Source organism: Aliiglaciecola sp. 3_MG-2023, assembly GCF_030548205.1.
Taxonomy (GTDB): Bacteria; Pseudomonadota; Gammaproteobacteria; order Enterobacterales; family Alteromonadaceae; genus Aliiglaciecola.
In genome coordinates, this window is record NZ_JAUORV010000007.1 from 93982 (window position 1) to 111170 (window position 17189).

General features: G+C 40.1%; 14 protein-coding genes. 7 read left to right on the plus strand and 7 right to left on the minus strand.

Annotated elements, in window-relative coordinates:
- Positions 1-27 precede the first annotated feature (27 nt).
- Positions 28-2400, plus strand: coding sequence for a phosphoenolpyruvate synthase (gene ppsA / locus Q4574_RS09815; protein ID WP_303473895.1), 2373 nt, complete (start codon positions 28-30; stop codon positions 2398-2400).
- A 79-nt stretch (positions 2401-2479) separates the two neighbouring features.
- Here ppsA and Q4574_RS09820 read toward each other — a convergent pair whose 3' ends face one another.
- Entirely contained in the window at positions 2480-2698 is a 219-nt protein-coding gene (locus tag Q4574_RS09820) for a PGPGW domain-containing protein (RefSeq protein WP_303473897.1), read from the minus strand.
- A 186-nt stretch (positions 2699-2884) separates the two neighbouring features.
- Positions 2885-3823: a fatty acid desaturase family protein gene (locus Q4574_RS09825; RefSeq protein WP_303473898.1), complete on the minus strand. Its 939-nt coding sequence runs from the start codon at positions 3821-3823 to the stop codon at positions 2885-2887.
- A gap of 70 nt (positions 3824-3893) precedes the next feature.
- Here Q4574_RS09825 and Q4574_RS09830 point away from each other — a divergent pair, with 70 nt between their 5' ends.
- The 3 genes from Q4574_RS09830 (at position 3894) to Q4574_RS09840 (ending at position 8375) form a co-directional block, all read left to right on the plus strand.
- On the plus strand, positions 3894-4721 hold the full coding sequence (locus tag Q4574_RS09830; protein ID WP_303473899.1) for a hypothetical protein: 828 nt from the start codon (positions 3894-3896) through the stop codon (positions 4719-4721).
- 153 nt (positions 4722-4874) lie between these two features.
- The gene (locus Q4574_RS09835; RefSeq protein ID WP_303474066.1) at positions 4875-7928 is read left to right on the plus strand and encodes an FAD-binding and (Fe-S)-binding domain-containing protein; all 3054 of its coding nucleotides are present in this window, start codon (positions 4875-4877) and stop codon (positions 7926-7928) included.
- Positions 7929-7946: 18 nt separating this feature from the next.
- Positions 7947-8375 (plus strand): DUF4826 family protein, encoded by a 429-nt coding sequence (locus Q4574_RS09840; protein WP_303473900.1) that lies wholly within the window; start codon positions 7947-7949, stop codon positions 8373-8375.
- A gap of 48 nt (positions 8376-8423) precedes the next feature.
- Here the strand turns inward: Q4574_RS09840 and Q4574_RS09845 are convergent, their stop codons facing one another.
- The 4 genes from Q4574_RS09845 to cdd all read right to left on the minus strand — a co-directional run bounded on the left by Q4574_RS09845 (position 8424) and on the right by cdd (position 11870).
- Positions 8424-8882, minus strand: coding sequence for a GNAT family N-acetyltransferase (locus Q4574_RS09845; RefSeq protein WP_303473901.1), 459 nt, complete (start codon positions 8880-8882; stop codon positions 8424-8426).
- A 23-nt stretch (positions 8883-8905) separates the two neighbouring features.
- Complete coding sequence (locus Q4574_RS09850) at positions 8906-10057, minus strand: cupin domain-containing protein (RefSeq protein ID WP_303473903.1); 1152 nt, start codon at positions 10055-10057, stop codon at positions 8906-8908.
- A 21-nt stretch (positions 10058-10078) separates the two neighbouring features.
- A complete protein-coding gene (locus Q4574_RS09855) occupies positions 10079-11317 on the minus strand; it encodes an adenylate/guanylate cyclase domain-containing protein (protein WP_303473905.1) in 1239 nt (412 codons plus the stop codon).
- Positions 11318-11477: 160 nt separating this feature from the next.
- Positions 11478-11870 carry a cytidine deaminase gene (gene cdd, locus Q4574_RS09860; RefSeq protein WP_303473906.1) on the minus strand — a complete coding sequence of 131 codons (393 nt, stop codon included), beginning with the start codon at positions 11868-11870 and terminating at the stop codon, positions 11478-11480.
- A gap of 275 nt (positions 11871-12145) precedes the next feature.
- Between cdd and nlpI the strand changes: the two genes are divergently transcribed.
- The 3 genes from nlpI (at position 12146) to Q4574_RS09875 (ending at position 16265) form a co-directional block, all read left to right on the plus strand.
- Entirely contained in the window at positions 12146-13039 is an 894-nt protein-coding gene (gene nlpI, locus Q4574_RS09865; protein ID WP_303473907.1) for a lipoprotein NlpI, read from the plus strand.
- Positions 13040-13055: 16 nt separating this feature from the next.
- Positions 13056-14492 carry a tetratricopeptide repeat protein gene (locus Q4574_RS09870; RefSeq protein WP_303473908.1) on the plus strand — a complete coding sequence of 479 codons (1437 nt, stop codon included), beginning with the start codon at positions 13056-13058 and terminating at the stop codon, positions 14490-14492.
- A gap of 93 nt (positions 14493-14585) precedes the next feature.
- Positions 14586-16265: a GGDEF and EAL domain-containing protein gene (locus Q4574_RS09875; RefSeq protein WP_303473909.1), complete on the plus strand. Its 1680-nt coding sequence runs from the start codon at positions 14586-14588 to the stop codon at positions 16263-16265.
- Positions 16266-16357: 92 nt separating this feature from the next.
- On the opposite strand, the gene cysZ is transcribed toward Q4574_RS09875, so the two are convergent.
- Positions 16358-17107 (minus strand): sulfate transporter CysZ, encoded by a 750-nt coding sequence (gene cysZ, locus Q4574_RS09880; protein ID WP_303473910.1) that lies wholly within the window; start codon positions 17105-17107, stop codon positions 16358-16360.
- Positions 17108-17189 lie beyond the last annotated feature (82 nt).

The window sequence follows — 17189 nt, forward strand, 5'->3', positions numbered from 1 at the left end:
AGGACAAAAAACTTTGAGGTGTTAGCAGTGCAAGAATATGTACTTTGGTATGAGCAGTTGGGAATGGATGATGTGAATCGCGTTGGCGGTAAAAATGCATCATTGGGTGAAATGATTTCAAACCTGTCTAATGCAGGTGTTCAAGTTCCGGGGGGCTTTGCTACAACCGCATATGCATTTAACGAATTTTTGGAACAAAGTGGACTAGAAGGTCGTATCCATGATGTTTTGAACAGCTTAGATGTTGACGATGTGGAAGCGCTAGCCAAAGCAGGTGAAAATATTCGCAACTGGGTGATTGAAACCCCGTTTTTACCGAAACTCGAAAGTGAAATCAAATCTGCATTTGAAAAGTTACAAGGAGATGCTGGTGAAGAGGCTTCTTTTGCAGTGCGTTCGTCTGCAACGGCTGAAGATATGCCAGATGCTTCTTTTGCAGGTCAACAAGAAACCTTTTTGAATGTTAAAGGCTATGAGTCAGTACTTGTTGCCATTAAACATGTATTTGCATCGCTATTTAACGACCGTGCTATTTCCTATCGTGTTCACCAAGGTTACGACCATAAAGGGGTTGCTTTATCTGCTGGTATCCAGCGTATGGTAAGAAGTGACGTAAGTTCTTCTGGTGTTATGTTTACCATTGATACTGAGTCGGGTTTCGAAGACGTAGTCTTCATTACATCTTCCTATGGTTTAGGGGAAATGGTTGTACAAGGGGCCGTAAACCCAGATGAGTTTTACGTGCACAAACCAACCCTAGATAAAGGCTTACCTGCTATTGTGCGTCGCAATATGGGTAGCAAACTAATTAAAATGATTTATTCTCCAGATTTGTCCCACGGTAAACAAGTTGAAATTGTTGATGTCGACAAATCTCAAAGTTTGGAGTTCTCTCTTACTGATCAAGAAGTCATGGAACTCGCCAAGCAAGCTCAAATCATTGAGAAACACTATAAACGTCCAATGGATATCGAATGGGCAAAAGATGGCACTGACGGCAAGCTCTATATTGTTCAGGCTCGTCCGGAAACTGTGCGTTCTCGTGAAGATATTCAAGTCATTGAAAACTTCCAATTGAAAGGCAAAGCGAAGATTGTCACTGAAGGTCGCGCAATTGGCCATAAAATCGGTGCAGGTGAAGCCAAAGTACTAAGCTCAATTGATGAAATGGGTAAAATTCTTCCAGGGGATGTGCTAGTCACAGACATGACAGATCCTGATTGGGAACCCATCATGAAAAAGGCGTCAGCTATCGTCACCAATCGGGGTGGAAGAACCTGTCATGCGGCTATCATCGCTCGTGAACTGGGTATACCCGCCGTGGTGGGTTGCGGAAATGCAACTGATTCCATAGAAACTGGCGATAAGATTACTGTTTCTTGTGCCGAAGGTGATACGGGGTATGTCTACGATGCTGAGTTAGAATTTGATGTGGTGACATCACGCATTGATTCTATGCCAGATATTCCATTGAAAGTCATGATGAACGTCGGTAATCCTGACCGTGCATTTGATTTCGCAAGATTACCCCATAAAGGCGTAGGTTTAGCGCGCTTAGAGTTTATTATCAACCGAATGATTGGTGTGCATCCTAAAGCCTTGTTAGACTTTGAAAATCAGCCTGAAGAGTTGAAAGATGAAATCTCTGAAATGATTGCGGGTTATGAATCACCAGTTGAGTTCTATATTCAAAAGCTTGTGGAAGGGGTTTCTACCATTGCGGCGGCTTTCTCACCGGAGAAAGTAATCGTGCGTATGTCAGACTTTAAATCAAACGAATATTTCAACTTGGTAGGCGGCTACCAGTATGAACCTGATGAAGAAAACCCAATGCTGGGCTTCCGTGGTGCAAGTCGCTACATTTCAGAGGAATTCCGTGATTGTTTTGCTCTAGAATGTGAGGCCATTAAGCGTGTTCGTAACACCATGGGGCTAACCAATGTTGAAGTTATGATCCCCTTTGTGCGCACTGTAGGCGAAGGCAAAAAAGTCATTGAACTACTCGCTGAGCAGGGATTAGTGCAAGGTGAAAACGGTTTGCGGGTTATTATGATGTGCGAACTCCCTTCAAATGCATTACTTGCTGATCAATTCTTGGATATCTTTGATGGGTTCTCAATCGGTTCTAATGATTTAACCCAGTTAACATTAGGACTGGATCGTGATTCAGGGGTTATTGCTCATTTGTTTGATGAACGCGACGAAGCTGTGAAAGTACTCTTAAGTATGGCCATTAAAGCGGCGAAAAAACGCGGAAAATACGTGGGTATATGTGGTCAAGGACCATCAGATCATGAAGACCTTGCAGCTTGGTTAGTGGAACAGGGAATTGATAGTGTTTCCCTAAACCCAGATACCGTTGTAGAAACATGGTTATATTTGGGCGAAAAACACGCTTAATCTCAGGTAATAAGACAATAAATACAATAAAGGCAGGTTAATCCTGCCTTTATTTTGCGTAAAATTTGCTTGCTAGGGGTTAGCGATATTTGCGATTTAGTAAGAACCTGTCTAATCGCCGCGCATTAACACTCATAGAGTTCTGACACTTTGCTAAACACTTTCGGGCAAAAGGTATGTCATAGCTCAATAACACAAGGCCGCCTATTAAAAATAAAATAGAGCCTGGTAGGATTGCAAACACAATTCCAACTGCAGATAACACCGCGCCAAGGGCAATTCGTATTGTCTTTTTCATAATCTTCCTTTCTCTGTTTACCATTAACGAGCATGAATAGTGATATATTGAGTATCAGCTTTGATGCTTATAAACCTCCCCAAAATACAATGCCAGTGTAGTCTATATTTTAATTTAAATGTGTTTCCTCATGTAACAAGTTGTGTTGATTGATTTCTCTTTTTACCCTTTAATGATTGTCGATGCTCAACTCATATTACTCACGGAAGAAGGCGCATGGTGGGCAAGTTTTGATTTACCATGGCGTTTTGAAATACATTTTCTCAGCACCCGCCAATAGCTGCTTTCAAGACAATCGTAACCGTCATACATACCTCTTTGTTTAAATAGCTCATGGGCTTTTTTCAAATTTTGTGCGGGTATTTTTTGATGAATATGATGTTCTAAATGGTAGTTAACATCGTTTGGACAAAACAACAGTGAGACTAAGGGGTTGGTTAAAGTTGTACGAGTATTTAAACGCGGATCTAACGCATTTATATCGGTAACTGCACCATGCTCACCCATGATCCTAAGTCTACTCAAGGCAGGGTAAAAGAAAATATAGCCTACCCAAAATGCGCCATACACCCAAAATACGTCCAAAAGCACTAAGCTTACAATAATAACGCTATGAACCAGGATATTCGGAAGTCGCTTGTGCCAGCTAGACACCTTTATTTGATAAGCAATTTCCTTGAAACCATTAATGCCGCTCAGGTCACGCAGGAATTTTCGAAACATACTTACGGGCGTTGCTGGGTAGCTAATTACGAATAATTTATCTGGATCTTTTGCTGTACCGGCATAGCGATGGTGCTGTTGATGACCGTTCTTAAACGCTTCATAATCCACTAATACTAAGCCCCCTAATAACCAACGGCCCACAAAATGATTAAGCTGTCGACTGCGAAATAAAGTGTCATGTCCAGCGTCATGATTGAGGATGGCAATGCCTAAAATGCGACCGCCTAGGATCCAACTACAGAAAATAAAGGTATACCAATAGGGGAAGGTGACTAGGATTATTGCTGCAATGGAAATCAATGCATAGTTAGTTAAAACACGATACCATCCCACCCAATCAGAAGTTTGGCATAGGGCTTTTAATTCGTCAGACGAAATATGTTCTGAAAGTTTTAGCATGGTCAAATATCCCAAAAGAAACACCTAATTTAGGTATAACAAAAAATAAGGAAATTGCAAATAATTTGTTATGAAGTTAAACTATCAAACTGCTATGGAACGACTCGACGCAGATAGCGCCGATAAAAAAGTGTTAGAATTACTGAGTGCTATTAAAGGTTTTCAAATATCTGAATTGACAAGTCTTTCAGCGAAACAGTTACTATTAATTGCTGATAAGTTGGGAATAAGTGAAGCTTCAATGCGAATGGCATTATCCCGCCAAACAAAGCAGGGGAAGTTAATTAGAGATAACGGCAAATATTCTCTGGCAAAAAGTAAAAACTCATTTGTTCTGCCTCGATTCTGGTTGGATTTGAAAAAGCGCAACTTGAATTGGAGCGGGCAATGGTTGTTAGTGAATCAGCTACAGCATAAATTTAGCCCCACGATAATGCGACGCTTACACAACAAAGCAGAGTTACTTGGGTTTAAGTTTTTTCATAATTTAGGTTGGGTAAGACCTAACAACTTGAGTGATTTGCTAGAGGAAACCGCTTTTCATTTTCATTCGATTGTTGAGCAGCCTCAGATGCTAATCGGTAATTTGACGGATATTGATGCCGGTACGACTCACTTATTTACGCAAAGTTGGCCATTAGATGAATTAAATCAATTTTATGTTGATGCCAATGAGTTGATTGTCAATGAATGTCAAAGTGTTGAGTCATTATCAGATAAAGATATTTTGGTTCGGAGTTTTGCAATTGGCCGACTGGTCGTAGAATATTTATCGAAAGATCCTTGGTTGCCTGGAACCTTGATTAATTTACCAGCGCGTACGAGATTATTTGATAAAACGGTTGAATATTATCAACAAATTACACCAATGTGGCTAAATGTAATGAAGCAGGCATAGCACCATAGTTAATTTTAGTTTCATATAAATCAATTAGATAGTTGATCTACTATGATGAATTCGATTTATAAAATATATCGAATGAATGTAGGTAAAGCACAAAGCAAAAGGTTATAATATGCCTATCTTTTTTGGACGTTTAAAACAGTGACGATGTTACCGAGTATTGACCCACAATCTGCGTTAGAAAATCATTATCAAATGTATTTAGAAGAGTTAACGTCTTCTGGCTTTTCTGGTGATATTGAGTACAGTTACGCTAGCCGCTTAGCTGTTGCCACTGATAACTCCATTTATCAAAAATTACCGCAAGCCGTGTTATTTCCAAAATCTACCGCTGATTTGTCATTAATTGGTCGCACAGCAAATAATTTTGATGAGGTTAGATTTAGCGCTCGTGGAGGCGGTACTGGCACTAACGGACAGTCCCTTACAAATGGCATTATTGTCGACGTTTCTCGTCACATGAATGAGATTCTTGAGATCAACGCTGAACAATCTTGGGTGAGAGTGCAAGCGGGGGTTGTAAAAGATCAATTAAACGACGCCTTACGTCCACTGGGGTTTTTCTTTGCTCCTGATTTGTCAACCAGTAATCGAGCCACTATTGGGGGGATGATTAGTACGGATGCATCAGGGCAAGGTTCATTAGTTTATGGTAAAACCAGTGATCATGTTTTAGGGCTCACCTCTGTGTTAGTGGATGGTACGATTTTAGAAACCGCGCCTAGGGCTATCGAAGACGTGCAAAAGACAGGGGCTGAAAGCACCCGTTTAACTGAAATTGCCACGCAATTAATTGAAACCTGTGTGGGTAAACGAGAACAAGTCTTAGCTAAGTTTCCGCGCTTAAATCGCTTTTTAACAGGTTACGATTTAGAGCATACGGTGTCAGATGATTTAACTCAGTTAGATATTAGCCGTGTGATAACGGGTTCAGAAGGCTCCCTTGTTTTCGTGTCTGAAGCAAAGCTAAATATTACGCCCATTGCCAAGTGCAAAGCCTTGGTTAATATTAAATATGATTCGTTCGAATCAGCACTTCGCCATGCTCCTCATATGGTCGCCGCTAATGCAACATCTGTGGAAACGGTTGACAGTAAAGTACTCAATTTGGCCAAGCAAGATATTGTGTGGCACTCAGTCAAAGACCTTATTCAAGACGTGCCGGGTAAAGACGTACTCGGTTTGAATATGGTGGAGTACAACAGTGAAGATAAAACTCAAATAGAAACGAAAATAGCGCAGCTATGTGAAAGGCTAGACGACGCTCAAAAGCAGGGGGTAGATGGCATCATTGGTTATCAATTGACCTATGATGTAGCTGATATTAATCGTATCTACGCAATGCGGAAAAAGTCTGTGGGCTTATTAGGTAAAGCCGATGGCTGGAAAAAGCCTATTCCCTTTACGGAAGATACCGCTGTACCTCCTGAGAATTTGGCTGACTTCATTATGGAGTTTCGAGGGTTGTTGAATAGTAAAGGGCTTCAATATGGAATGTTCGGTCATGTAGATGCAGGTGTCTTGCATGTTCGACCAGCCCTGGATATGAGTGACCCTAATCAACAGCAAATAATGCAAGACATTTCTGATCAAGTGGTCGCCCTCGTGTCTAAATATGGCGGTTTAATGTGGGGGGAGCATGGCAAAGGTTACCGTAGTGAATACGGGCCGGAATTTTTTGGAGAAGGGTTATTTCTTGAGCTGCGAAAAATAAAGAGTGTTTTCGACCCTCTGAATAAAATGAATCCGGGCAAAATATGCACACCAATCGATTCAACCGAAGAACTGGTCAAAGTTTCAGATCTGAAACGTGGCGATCTTGATAGTCAAATACCCATTGCCGTTCGCGATTCTTTTGAGCCTGCTATGAGCTGTAATGGTAACGCCCTTTGTTATAATTACGACACCACTTCGACCATGTGCCCTTCCAGTAAAGTGACCCGGGATCGTCGTCATACGCCTAAAGGACGAGCTGGAATGATTAGAGAGTGGTTACGTTTACTTAGCCAAAAAAACGTGAATATTATTGAACTGGAAAAAGGCGAGGAGCGTCCTTCATGGTTTGAACGTTTACAAAATACTCGGTATAAGTCTAAAAATGCAGACTTTTCCCACGAAGTGTTAGAAGTCATGGAGGGCTGTTTAGCCTGTAAGGCGTGTGCCAGCCAATGTCCGGTGAATGTAGATGTTCCTTCTTTTCGTTCGCGATTTTTAGCCATTTATTATCAACGTTATTTGCGACCGGCCAAAGATGTATTAACCGCCAATATTGAGTCAATGGCTCCTTGGATGGCTAAAGCACCGGCAATGATTAATTTCTTCCAACGCCAACCTTGGCTGAAGAAAGGCATAGAGCGTTATGTAGGTTACGTAGACGCCCCTTTATTGTCTGAGCCTGCGCTGGACACGCGGCTTGAACAAAAGCAACTTATGCCATTCGATTTGCACGCGTTGTCTGGATTAAATGAAACCGAAAAATCAAAAACGGTGCTGATAGTGCAAGACCCTTTCACCAGCTTTTATGAAGCTGAAGTTGTGGAAGAGTTAATTCAGTTATTGCAAAAACTGAATTTTAATCCGGTTGTGCTGCCATTCAAACCCAATGGCAAGCCGCAACATGTTAAAGGGTTTTTAGCGAAGTTTGCGAAAACTGCAAAAAATACAGCAGATTTCTTAAATCAAGTATCAAAATTAAATCTGCCTATGATAGGTATCGATGGTTCGTTAGTGCTATGTTACCGGGATGAATATAGTCGTATCCTTGGCAGCCAACGCGGCAATTTCAACGTGCAGTTGGTAAATGAGTGGCTCGCTAGTCAAACTCTTGAACGGGAGTTATTAGACAAAATGCAAGTTCATGGCAAAACCGATGTTGCTTTTAAGCTTATTTCACACTGTACTGAAAAAACCAGCATTGCTGGAAATGATGATCATTGGAAGGCAATATTTGCTTGGTTTGGTTTAGAGTTAACTCCCATCGCTACGGGCTGTTGTGGAATGGCGGGATCATTCGGCCATGAGTTAATTCATCAACAAGAATCAAAAGGAATTTATGACTTAAGTTGGAAGCAAGTGGTGAATTCAACTCCACAGCATACGCTTCTGGCAACAGGATATTCATGCCGTACTCAAGTGAACAGATACGAAGGCTTCAAGCCAAAGCATCCAGTACAGGCACTGTTAGCAGTATTACAGAATTAGAATTGGATAAGGATAGTTATGACACAACCTCAAAAAATGAGTCAGGAGCAAATGACTCAATGGGTACGTTCACAGTTTCAACGGGCAAATAAACATTTGGCAGAAAATGGTGTTATTTTTGACTCTGTCGTCACCGAAGAATGTCGATATTTAGCACCCTATGTCGCAATTTGGAAAATAAAAGCCTTAGACAATAGGTTTTATTGGGTGATAAGTGGCGATCTACCCTGCGACTTCTTGCCTTATGAAAGCGAGAAAAATGCCAGAGATGTACTGCGAAGATTCTCTTTTCAATGGCAATTAAAAGCACAAGATATTGAAGAAAGTGCAAATATTGATGCCACTCAAAAAGAGTTTGCTAAGATGCTAGTGACGCGAGCAGAAGGGCTTTATGCGTTGTACAACCAAGAAGAGTTGTGGAAAGAAATTAAGGGTGGTAAGGCATAGGTTAGGAGCAAATCCTACTTAAAAAAATACAGCACCAAAGGTGCTGTATTAATGTGTTAATTCCACTCTATTGAGTGAAAATTCTGCGGTGGAGCATGCCATTTTTTGTCTGGCTATTCCGGCATCCATATAAACTGGACCGACTGGGTTGAATCCTTGGTTTTTATAGTATTCTACTCCTTCCAAATCACACTGGACGTATACTTGCTGCAATCCTAATCGATTAGCGTTATCAACTAGAGCCGCGAATAGTGTGCGGTAGACTTCTGGCCCACGAAATTTTGGAACAACTGCAACACGACCAATTTCACCTCTTGTGGTTAATCTGCCGGTTGCGATTTCTTGTTTTTCATTGTCAAAGACAAGGACATGAATCGCATGCATATCCTGTTGATCAAATTCACATTCTCTTGGAATGCGCCACTCGTAAACAAAAACCTTTTCTCTTAACCTACTTAATGTATGTTTGGCTTTTTCCCAGTCAACGTTTTGTACAGTTAACGTCACTGAAGCACTCTCCTCAAAGTTTGTTAAATATCAGGGTACCAACCCCCTGCATTTACGAGTCTAGCCAATATTTGATTAAAAATTAAGCCGTTAGCGTAATTATTTTTTTCTTGGTTATCTAAATAATTAGCATTAAGCATGCTTAACAGCATATTTTCATGTTCTATTTCAACGTTTATCCGGTGTTGGTTAACCCAGGTAACTGTCTGATATTTATCGTTTATTCTTAATTTTTGTTGAATTACTCTGGTGTCGAGTTTACGCTGAAATATCACCCCATTGTCGAGTAAGTTAATTATTTCATTTAGTGAATAATTTTCTGTTAAATCAGCTGCATACATATCTACATCTTTGGTTTCCGTAAAATAAGTTGCGATAAAATCATCAAAATGAACAGAATTAATCATTTGCATAAACATACTTTTCATTTTTTCGATTTCCGAAGCTTTAATTTCGAAACGGGAGTCACGGGGCGAAATATCGGGATCGCTATAGCGCTGATTGAATAAATTTTTTGCTTGCGCGTAATCAACAAACCCATCCAGCAATTCTCGCTGGGTTGGTGCACGGAATCCGACGGAATAGTTTAAACAGGATGTTAGCGCTACGCCATTATGTGGAAACCCTGGAGGGATATAAATTAAATCACCTGGCTCAAGAATTTCATCAATGATGGGATCAAAACCGGTGATCTGTTTTAAATTTTTGGCGGGTTGAATGGACTCATGGTGCTTGTTTGCTCCAACTTGCCAACGTCGGGTCCCTTGCCCTTGAATAATAAAGACATCATATTGATCGATATGAGGACCAACTCCTCCATTCGCTACTGAATAACTGACCATCAAATCATCAACTCGCCAATTGGGAATGAAATCAAAACTGTCTAACAGCATTTTTACTTCGGGAATATAGTGATCGACCGATTGCACCAGCAACGACCAATCACCAATACAATAGGGCGTAAAATCAGAAAATGGGCCCTGGGTATTTGACCAAACACCTTGTTTTTTGGAAATGATTCGAGAATCAATGTCTTCTTCTTGCGCAAGGCCTGCAAGTTCATGTTCGTCTAAAGGGTCGGCAAAATTAGGAAAAGCGTTACGAATAACAATGGGCTTTTTTTGCCAGTGCTCTGTTAGGAAATGGTGTTTATTGGGGAGATTTAATTTATACATTAAGTTTAACGATTTCCTCTATTATTCAGTGTCACTTATGAAATAAGCGGTAAGTGTACCAAGTCCTTTCAGATTAAGCTTGTCTCCACTTTCAAATTTGATATGGCTACGGCTATGCAAATAAGTCGTGTGGCAAACGAGAATTTTACTTGCTTTTCCGTTACTTTCTAAGCGTGAGGCTAAATTAACGGTTTCCCCCCATACATCGAAAAGCATGTTATCTAATCCTACACAACCAGCGGTTAACGGACCGCTGGCTATACCGATTCTTATTTGTAAGTTTAAATTTAATTCACCACAAAGATGATTGAAACTCTTCAGCATCGCCTTGGCTGCTTGACATGATTGTATGGCGGGATTGATACGTTTCTCATAAATGCCGCAAACAGCCATATACTGATCACCATTAGTCTTTATTTTTTGCAGTTGATTTCTTCTACTAATTAAATCAAATTCACAATAAAAAGCATTCAGTAATTGCATGGTTTCTTGTGTGTTGGAATGACTACAATGTTGGGTATACCCTTGAATATCGGCGAATAATACGGAGCAAGAATGCTGTTCCAACTGAGTACTGGATTGATTAGTTGTAAAGTTTGTCAGTAGAGTTTTAATTAAAGGTTTAGGTAAGGTTTTCTGCAATAAATGTGAGATGCGAGCTTTGTCCCGAGTGACTCTCACATGAGCCCTACGAGTATTTTGATAGACTAACAGGCTTGCAGTGATAGCTGCGCCAGAGATCAACAGACAGGTTCCCATTGTTAACCAAAATCTCTCTAATTCATTGGGCTGAAAAGCGTGACGTGGGAATTGCCAATATGCTTCAATGCCACAAAAACACGCAACATAGATTATTAAGTTCGGTATGTACTGGCGGGTTTCCCAGTCTCGATATAAAAACGGGCTAACAAATAAGCCAATTAAAAAGAAAAAGTGAAATTGCAGGTTGATACTCCAAATTATACTGGATATACCAATGTAGGAGACAAAACCACACATGAGTAAAGATCTTGCAGATACAAAATGATGACGCCAATTGAAACGCAGTATTTGGATGAAAACGACGATATGTAACGCGCATGAAATAAGAACAGGAGAGCCGCCATATTGCCAAAACCCAATGATAAAAGGCAGTTGGATTATTAAAAATGTTAACACCATCAATGAAATAGTGTTAACTATTTTTATATGACTAACGTTGTCCAAATCATTTTCATTGATGCCAAGAAATGCAATTTGCCGAAATAGATCCTTTAACATATGGCATTCCTTGCCTTGTTAATTAATATATTTTTAAACTTAGCAACAAAGCCACATTTTTCCCATGTTAACCCAGTCTAGTTTTTAAAAGCCGAGTTTTGAAAAATGGTGTTGTTAATTGCCTAATCTTAAACAGCAGAGTGCTTATAAAGTAAAAGGTTTAGTCTAGTTCAAATGCCAGAGGTAACAATGAATTCATATCAATAGATTGAATATTGTCTAGACTGTCACACATTAAAATTTCGGTATTTTTATCGGCAAATTCTTTGATTTTTTGTCGGCAGCCGCCGCAAGGGGAACAGATCTTTTCATTCGGGCTGGCGACTAAAATTTTAACTATTTTTTTGCCACCGTCCAAAATCATGGCCGCAATTGCACCGGCCTCGGCACATTGACCAAGAGGGTAGGCCGCATTCTCTACATTGCAGCCAGCATACACTTTACCGTTGTCCGCTAAAATTGCCGAGCCTACTTTAAAATTTGAATAAGGGGCATAAGAATTCAATTGCGCTTGTTTAGCCGCCTGGATTAGTTTTTGTATTTTATTTTCCAAGTATTTTATCTTACATTTTTAAAACGGCCACATAGTTTGCGATAAAACCTAAGCTGTTGACAAGTGTTTATCTAAATAGACATTGAATAACTATAATAAAACGCACTAATTTAGCTCTGAATAATTCGCATTTATGCACTGCTGGACTTTACATTTTAGGCTAAATAGGCGAGTCTTATCTTGCTCTTTTGGGCGTTATTTTCTTAACCTTTAGATCACAATTGATTTAATTTCTGTTATTTTTTGTCCAACTTTCAAGTGCCATTGCCATCAATATGAATAGACACCTTTTGCTATCTTTGTTTTTTATTTCTATCGTCCTTACTGGGTGCAGCATTAACTCGGGTTCCGCGCTGCATTCAAAAGTCGAAAGTATTCTCATTCCAGAGCCTCAACCATTAAATTTTAGATCACAACTTGCCATTGCAAGATACAACCAGATCCTGACTCAAACATCATTGAGTAATGAAGAAAAAGCCGAGTTATTATTTTTACGGGGTACCCATTACGATACCGTTGGATTGGCTGGATTGGCGCAATACGATTTTGGTAGGGCAAAACAATTAAAGCCTGATTTGGCGGAAGCGTATAATTCCATTGGCATCCATTTCACCCAGCAGATGGATTTTAATGAAGCCTATGAATCTTTTGATTCTGCTTTAGAAATTAATCCAGAATTAGACTTTGCGTTATTAAATCGCGGCATTGCACTTTACTACGGTCAACGTAATGAGCTCGCCGTGGACGATCTCACGCGTTTTTACAACAAGGACAAAGGGAATCCTTTTTCCGCCTTATGGCTTTTTTTAGCGCATAAAGAAGTGAATTATGAAACAGCGTTAGCTGAACTAGAAAAGCATCGTGAAAACCTTGCCGATGATAATTGGGGAACAATCATCGTTGATTTTTACCTGGGCAAAGTGACTCGGAATAAATTACTAAATGGCTTTGTAATAGGCCCGAAAAATACCGTTGAATTGAATCAACGTATGTGTGAAGTGTATTTTTATATGGGGAAATTTTATGAAAGTCGTGGTGATCGCGGTTTAGCGTTAAATTATTTCAAAATGGTTTTGAGCACTAATATTTATGATTATGTAGAACATCGTTATGCGCGGCTGGAGATAGATAAGTTACGTAAACAGGCGTCAGAAGACTTAAAAAGTTAAGTCTATTGTTCAAACAATGATAATCCGTTTACTGCCGTTTGTTCTAATTTCCATGCTATTGCGAGCCGATAGCGTATTTTCGACGAAGTTTTTATATAATTTAGGCACTCGAGAACCTCAACAATACAGCCCTTTGTTTATGGCTGCTAAACAGAAACATGCAGGGGCTTTAGAACGATTATCGACTCTAGCCATAGAACAAAATCAAGTTTATTGGATTCAAAAAAGTGCGGAAATTGGATCAATAGACGCACTTTTATTCCTCGCAGCGCACACTGCAGACACGGATACGAAAAAACATTACCTTACCCGTGCTGCAAAGCTTGGTGATTCTGAGAGCCAATTCCAACTTGCTCTATTCGCATCTACCACGTCTGCCAAGGTAAGGTTACTTGAAAATGCAGCGTCATCTGGACATAAAAAAGCCATCGTCTCCCTGTATTATTTGCTCAATCAATTAGGCACTACTGATGAAGACAACCAGTGGTTAAGCAAGGCCGCTGAACTTAATCCGCATCTAACTCGGGTTTACGCCGCTCTCCTATGGAACCATCAGAGCCCTGAAGTCAGTTTTCAATGGTTGGCTAACCAAAGTGACAACCAAGAGGGCAACGTTCAAAAACTGACACAGGATTTGGTTGCCAATATTGAAAGCATGCGCTGGCAAGAAACCCATCAACGACGATCAACAAATGATGGTATGAAACAGCCTCTGTGCGCCATGAAAATACAGTTTATCGCCGGCTCATTGCAGGCAATTACCCAAATTGATGAGTTTTCTGAGCGTTTTCAATCTGATCCTCGTTTTAGGTCTTTCCCCATTTGCTTTAATTCTCCAGTTTGGCTAGCGCCAGATGATTTAGCCTGTAGCGGTGAAAAACAGCAACCCCTTTCTTGCTCGTTGCAGACTGTTTCTGAACTGGCGAGTTCGACTGATTTCACCCATGCAATTGTGATTGCCGATAGGGGAGTGGCCAATGTCCATAACGGTGTCATGTTTCTTGATAAGGAAGATGACTATAAGGTGTTTTTACATGAACTGGCTCATTTCGCAGGCTTCATTGATGAATATGAAATAGATGAATTAGTGGCGAAGAAATTATGTCTATCCGGCCAAGCTCCCAACTTGGTATATGCCGCCAATAAACCGCTAATTTCTGGTACCGAGTTTGCCCAATATCAAAATAAGTATGAAAAAATCGTACTTACCAAGACAGCAACTTGTGACCAAACTACAGGAAATGCTTATAAACCAGTAAAACATACTACCTTTATGGAGCATCATGATGTTGGTGTCATCCCTGATTTGTATTTAAAAATCTGGCGTGATTCGTTAAACGACAAGCTTAGCTTAACTCCCATTTACGTCAATTTTGCCCAATGGTATGAATCAACGGGGGATTATGAGCAGGCCGGCTATTGGTGGTATAAGTATAAAAACTTCCGTTCATAATGTTTCAGTTTTACGCCCATTATATGGCCGTTACATTTTGTGAAATGCTAAACCACAACAATTTTGACTAATTAAAAATGAGATATTTAAAACATGGCAATTGATGTGACCTCGTTAAGTGACGCCTATGAGTTCTTACCTGATCCAACAGGCATTGTGGATGAAACTGGTAAGCTATTGTTTATCAATACCGCCTTTGCACAACTCATTGGTGATAATCAAAAAAGTCAATCAATGGAAGCTTTAGATGAGGTGTTTTTGTTACGGCAAACGAGTGCTAACAGTTGGCAAAACGCGTTAAGTAAAGCCCTCTCAGAGATTTGTACCCTTGATGTATTGATTGCCGCTAAATCTAAACACCTTGTTTCTTGTAGTTTGCATCTCTCACCCATCGTTGATGAAGGACGTTTTGTTTGCTTTTTGGCCCGCTTGAGCAACAAATCCGTTGATGCGTTGCCCGATCAAAGCTTAACGACGCTGGCATATCGAGATAGTTTAACAGGTCTAGCGAATAGATACTTATTCAGTCAATTGTTCGACCATGAAATTAGTCAATCACAACGATTAGCAAAACGCTTTGCTGTGTTGTTTATGGATTTAGATAAATTTAAGCTGGTGAATGACAATATGGGGCACGATGCGGGTGATGCATTGTTATGTGCAGTGGCAGAAAGGTTACAAAAATCATTACGCAGAAGTGATCTTATCGCGCGCATGGGAGGCGATGAATTTGCTGTAATCATGAGTAATATCAAAGATACTGAAACCATTTCAAAGGTTTGTGAAAAACTCATCCGTGAAGTGAAGAAGCCGGTTAGAAGTGGCAACAATGTGATGGAGGTTGGCTGCAGTATTGGCATTAGCATTTACCCTGATAATGGTGAAACCGCTGAATCTCTGTTGCAGCAAGGTGATGCCGCAATGTATCGCGCTAAGCACGATGGTGGTAATCGCTACCAGTTTTTCAGCGAAGCATTAAACCAAGAATTGAATGATATTCGTGTGGTTGAACAAGAATTACAACAAGGATTGATTGATGACCAATTTGTACCTTACTTCCAGCCTGTCTTTGACTTACGCGATAATCGAATCGTCGGCGTTGAATGTTTAGCCCGTTGGCAACATCCTAAACGAGGAGTGTTAGCCGCTACTGAGTTTATCAATGTAGCGGAAAAGAAAGGTTTAATTATTGACGTTTTCGAACAAGTTTTGACCAAGGCATTTGAACAAATAGATGACTGGACAATGTCATTGAATGAACGCATCCCACTTTCTATTAACGTTTCAAATCGGCAATTTTATCAACACAAAACTTTCGATTTAATAGATAACTTAATCAAAAAGCATCAAGTGCCTGCCGATGCTATTCGCATTGAAGTAACCGAAAGTACTCTGCAGGAAAGCGAAAGTGATTTGTTGGAACATTTAACGCGAATTAAAACGTCGGGATTTAGTATCACATTAGATGATTTTGGCACCGGTTATTCATCCTTACGATACTTGCAACAGTTACCCGTTGATACCCTTAAAATCGATAGATCTTTTGTGCGTAATTTAGAGAATAACCCCCAGGAAAAAATCATTGTTAAAGCGATCATTCAGCTTGCTGAAACCCTTGGCATTTCTGTGGTTGCTGAGGGCGTTGAAACGGCGGTGCAATCGGAATTTTTAGCCCAAAATGCGTGCTTTATTATGCAGGGATATTTGTTTAGTCAACCCTTAAGTAGCCAAGATTTTGAGGTCTTTATGAAGACAAAGTCATCGCTCACTTAATGCACTTATTATGATGGCTACCTAAACCCGTTAATCTCATCATAAAGAAGTCGAAGGTGACCAACCTAGAATCGATCACCCTTCGACGCTTTTTAATGCTGGGGAACTTTGTCTCGTAATTCGTTAACCCACATAGATGTTGCGCCACAAATTGCCACAGGCATCACCAAAAAGTTAATGATAGGTATCATCGAAAACACACTGACCAAAATGCCAAACGAAAAGCAGTGGGTACGGCTTTCGTTTAGAGTGCGACGCATGGTTTTAAAATCGACCTTGTGATTATCAAATGGATAGTCACAATATTGGATTGCCATCATCCAAGCTGAAAATAGGAACCACAAAACTTGTCCAGCCACGGGCAAAAGAAAAAACAGAATAAGGAAACCAATGGCGCGAGGAATATAATATCCTAGTTTGGCCATTTCTCGCCCTAGGGTGCGCGGAATATCTTTGAAAGCATCCAGTAAACCAGAATCGCCTAAACCTTTGCCAGTGAGGTGCAATTCCACTTTTTCAGCCAGTAAGCCATTAAAAGGTGCAGCTATCCAATTGGCAAGGGTACCGAATAAAAGAGCAAACACCAGCAGCACCGTTATCACCGCAAGGGGCCAAAGTATGTATGCTAAACCTTGTTTTAACCAACTCAGCCATTCCCAATCGGGAATAATGTTGACGATATACAGAATTGAAGTCTCTATCTGACCCACTAAAAAATATAGGGCCACAGAAAAAAGTATTAAATTGACTGCTAAAGGAACAAAAACAAATCGTTTTAGGCCTTTAGTTTTAATTAATGAAAAGCCCTGCAGAAAATACCCTGCGCCACTATTACTTTGCATATTTTTACTCATACTCGCAAATTAGGTTCAAAAATAGGCATTAAGTATAACTTTGTAGTGAATCAATACAAATCCTCAATTG

Coding starts and splice junctions, on each gene's coding strand:
- Q4574_RS09820 (WP_303473897.1), bottom strand. CDS start 2,698: ATGAAAAAGACAATACGAATTGCCCTTGGCGCGGTGTTATCTGCAGTT.
- Q4574_RS09825 (WP_303473898.1), bottom strand. CDS start 3,823: ATGCTAAAACTTTCAGAACATATTTCGTCTGACGAATTAAAAGCCCTA.
- Q4574_RS09830 (WP_303473899.1), top strand. CDS start 3,894: ATGAAGTTAAACTATCAAACTGCTATGGAACGACTCGACGCAGATAGC.
- Q4574_RS09835 (WP_303474066.1), top strand. CDS start 4,875: ATGTTACCGAGTATTGACCCACAATCTGCGTTAGAAAATCATTATCAA.
- Q4574_RS09840 (WP_303473900.1), top strand. CDS start 7,947: ATGACACAACCTCAAAAAATGAGTCAGGAGCAAATGACTCAATGGGTA.
- Q4574_RS09850 (WP_303473903.1), bottom strand. CDS start 10,057: ATGTATAAATTAAATCTCCCCAATAAACACCATTTCCTAACAGAGCAC.
- Q4574_RS09855 (WP_303473905.1), bottom strand. CDS start 11,317: ATGTTAAAGGATCTATTTCGGCAAATTGCATTTCTTGGCATCAATGAA.
- nlpI (WP_303473907.1), top strand. CDS start 12,146: ATGAATAGACACCTTTTGCTATCTTTGTTTTTTATTTCTATCGTCCTT.
- Q4574_RS09870 (WP_303473908.1), top strand. CDS start 13,056: ATGATAATCCGTTTACTGCCGTTTGTTCTAATTTCCATGCTATTGCGA.
- Q4574_RS09875 (WP_303473909.1), top strand. CDS start 14,586: ATGGCAATTGATGTGACCTCGTTAAGTGACGCCTATGAGTTCTTACCT.
- cysZ (WP_303473910.1), bottom strand. CDS start 17,107: ATGCAAAGTAATAGTGGCGCAGGGTATTTTCTGCAGGGCTTTTCATTA.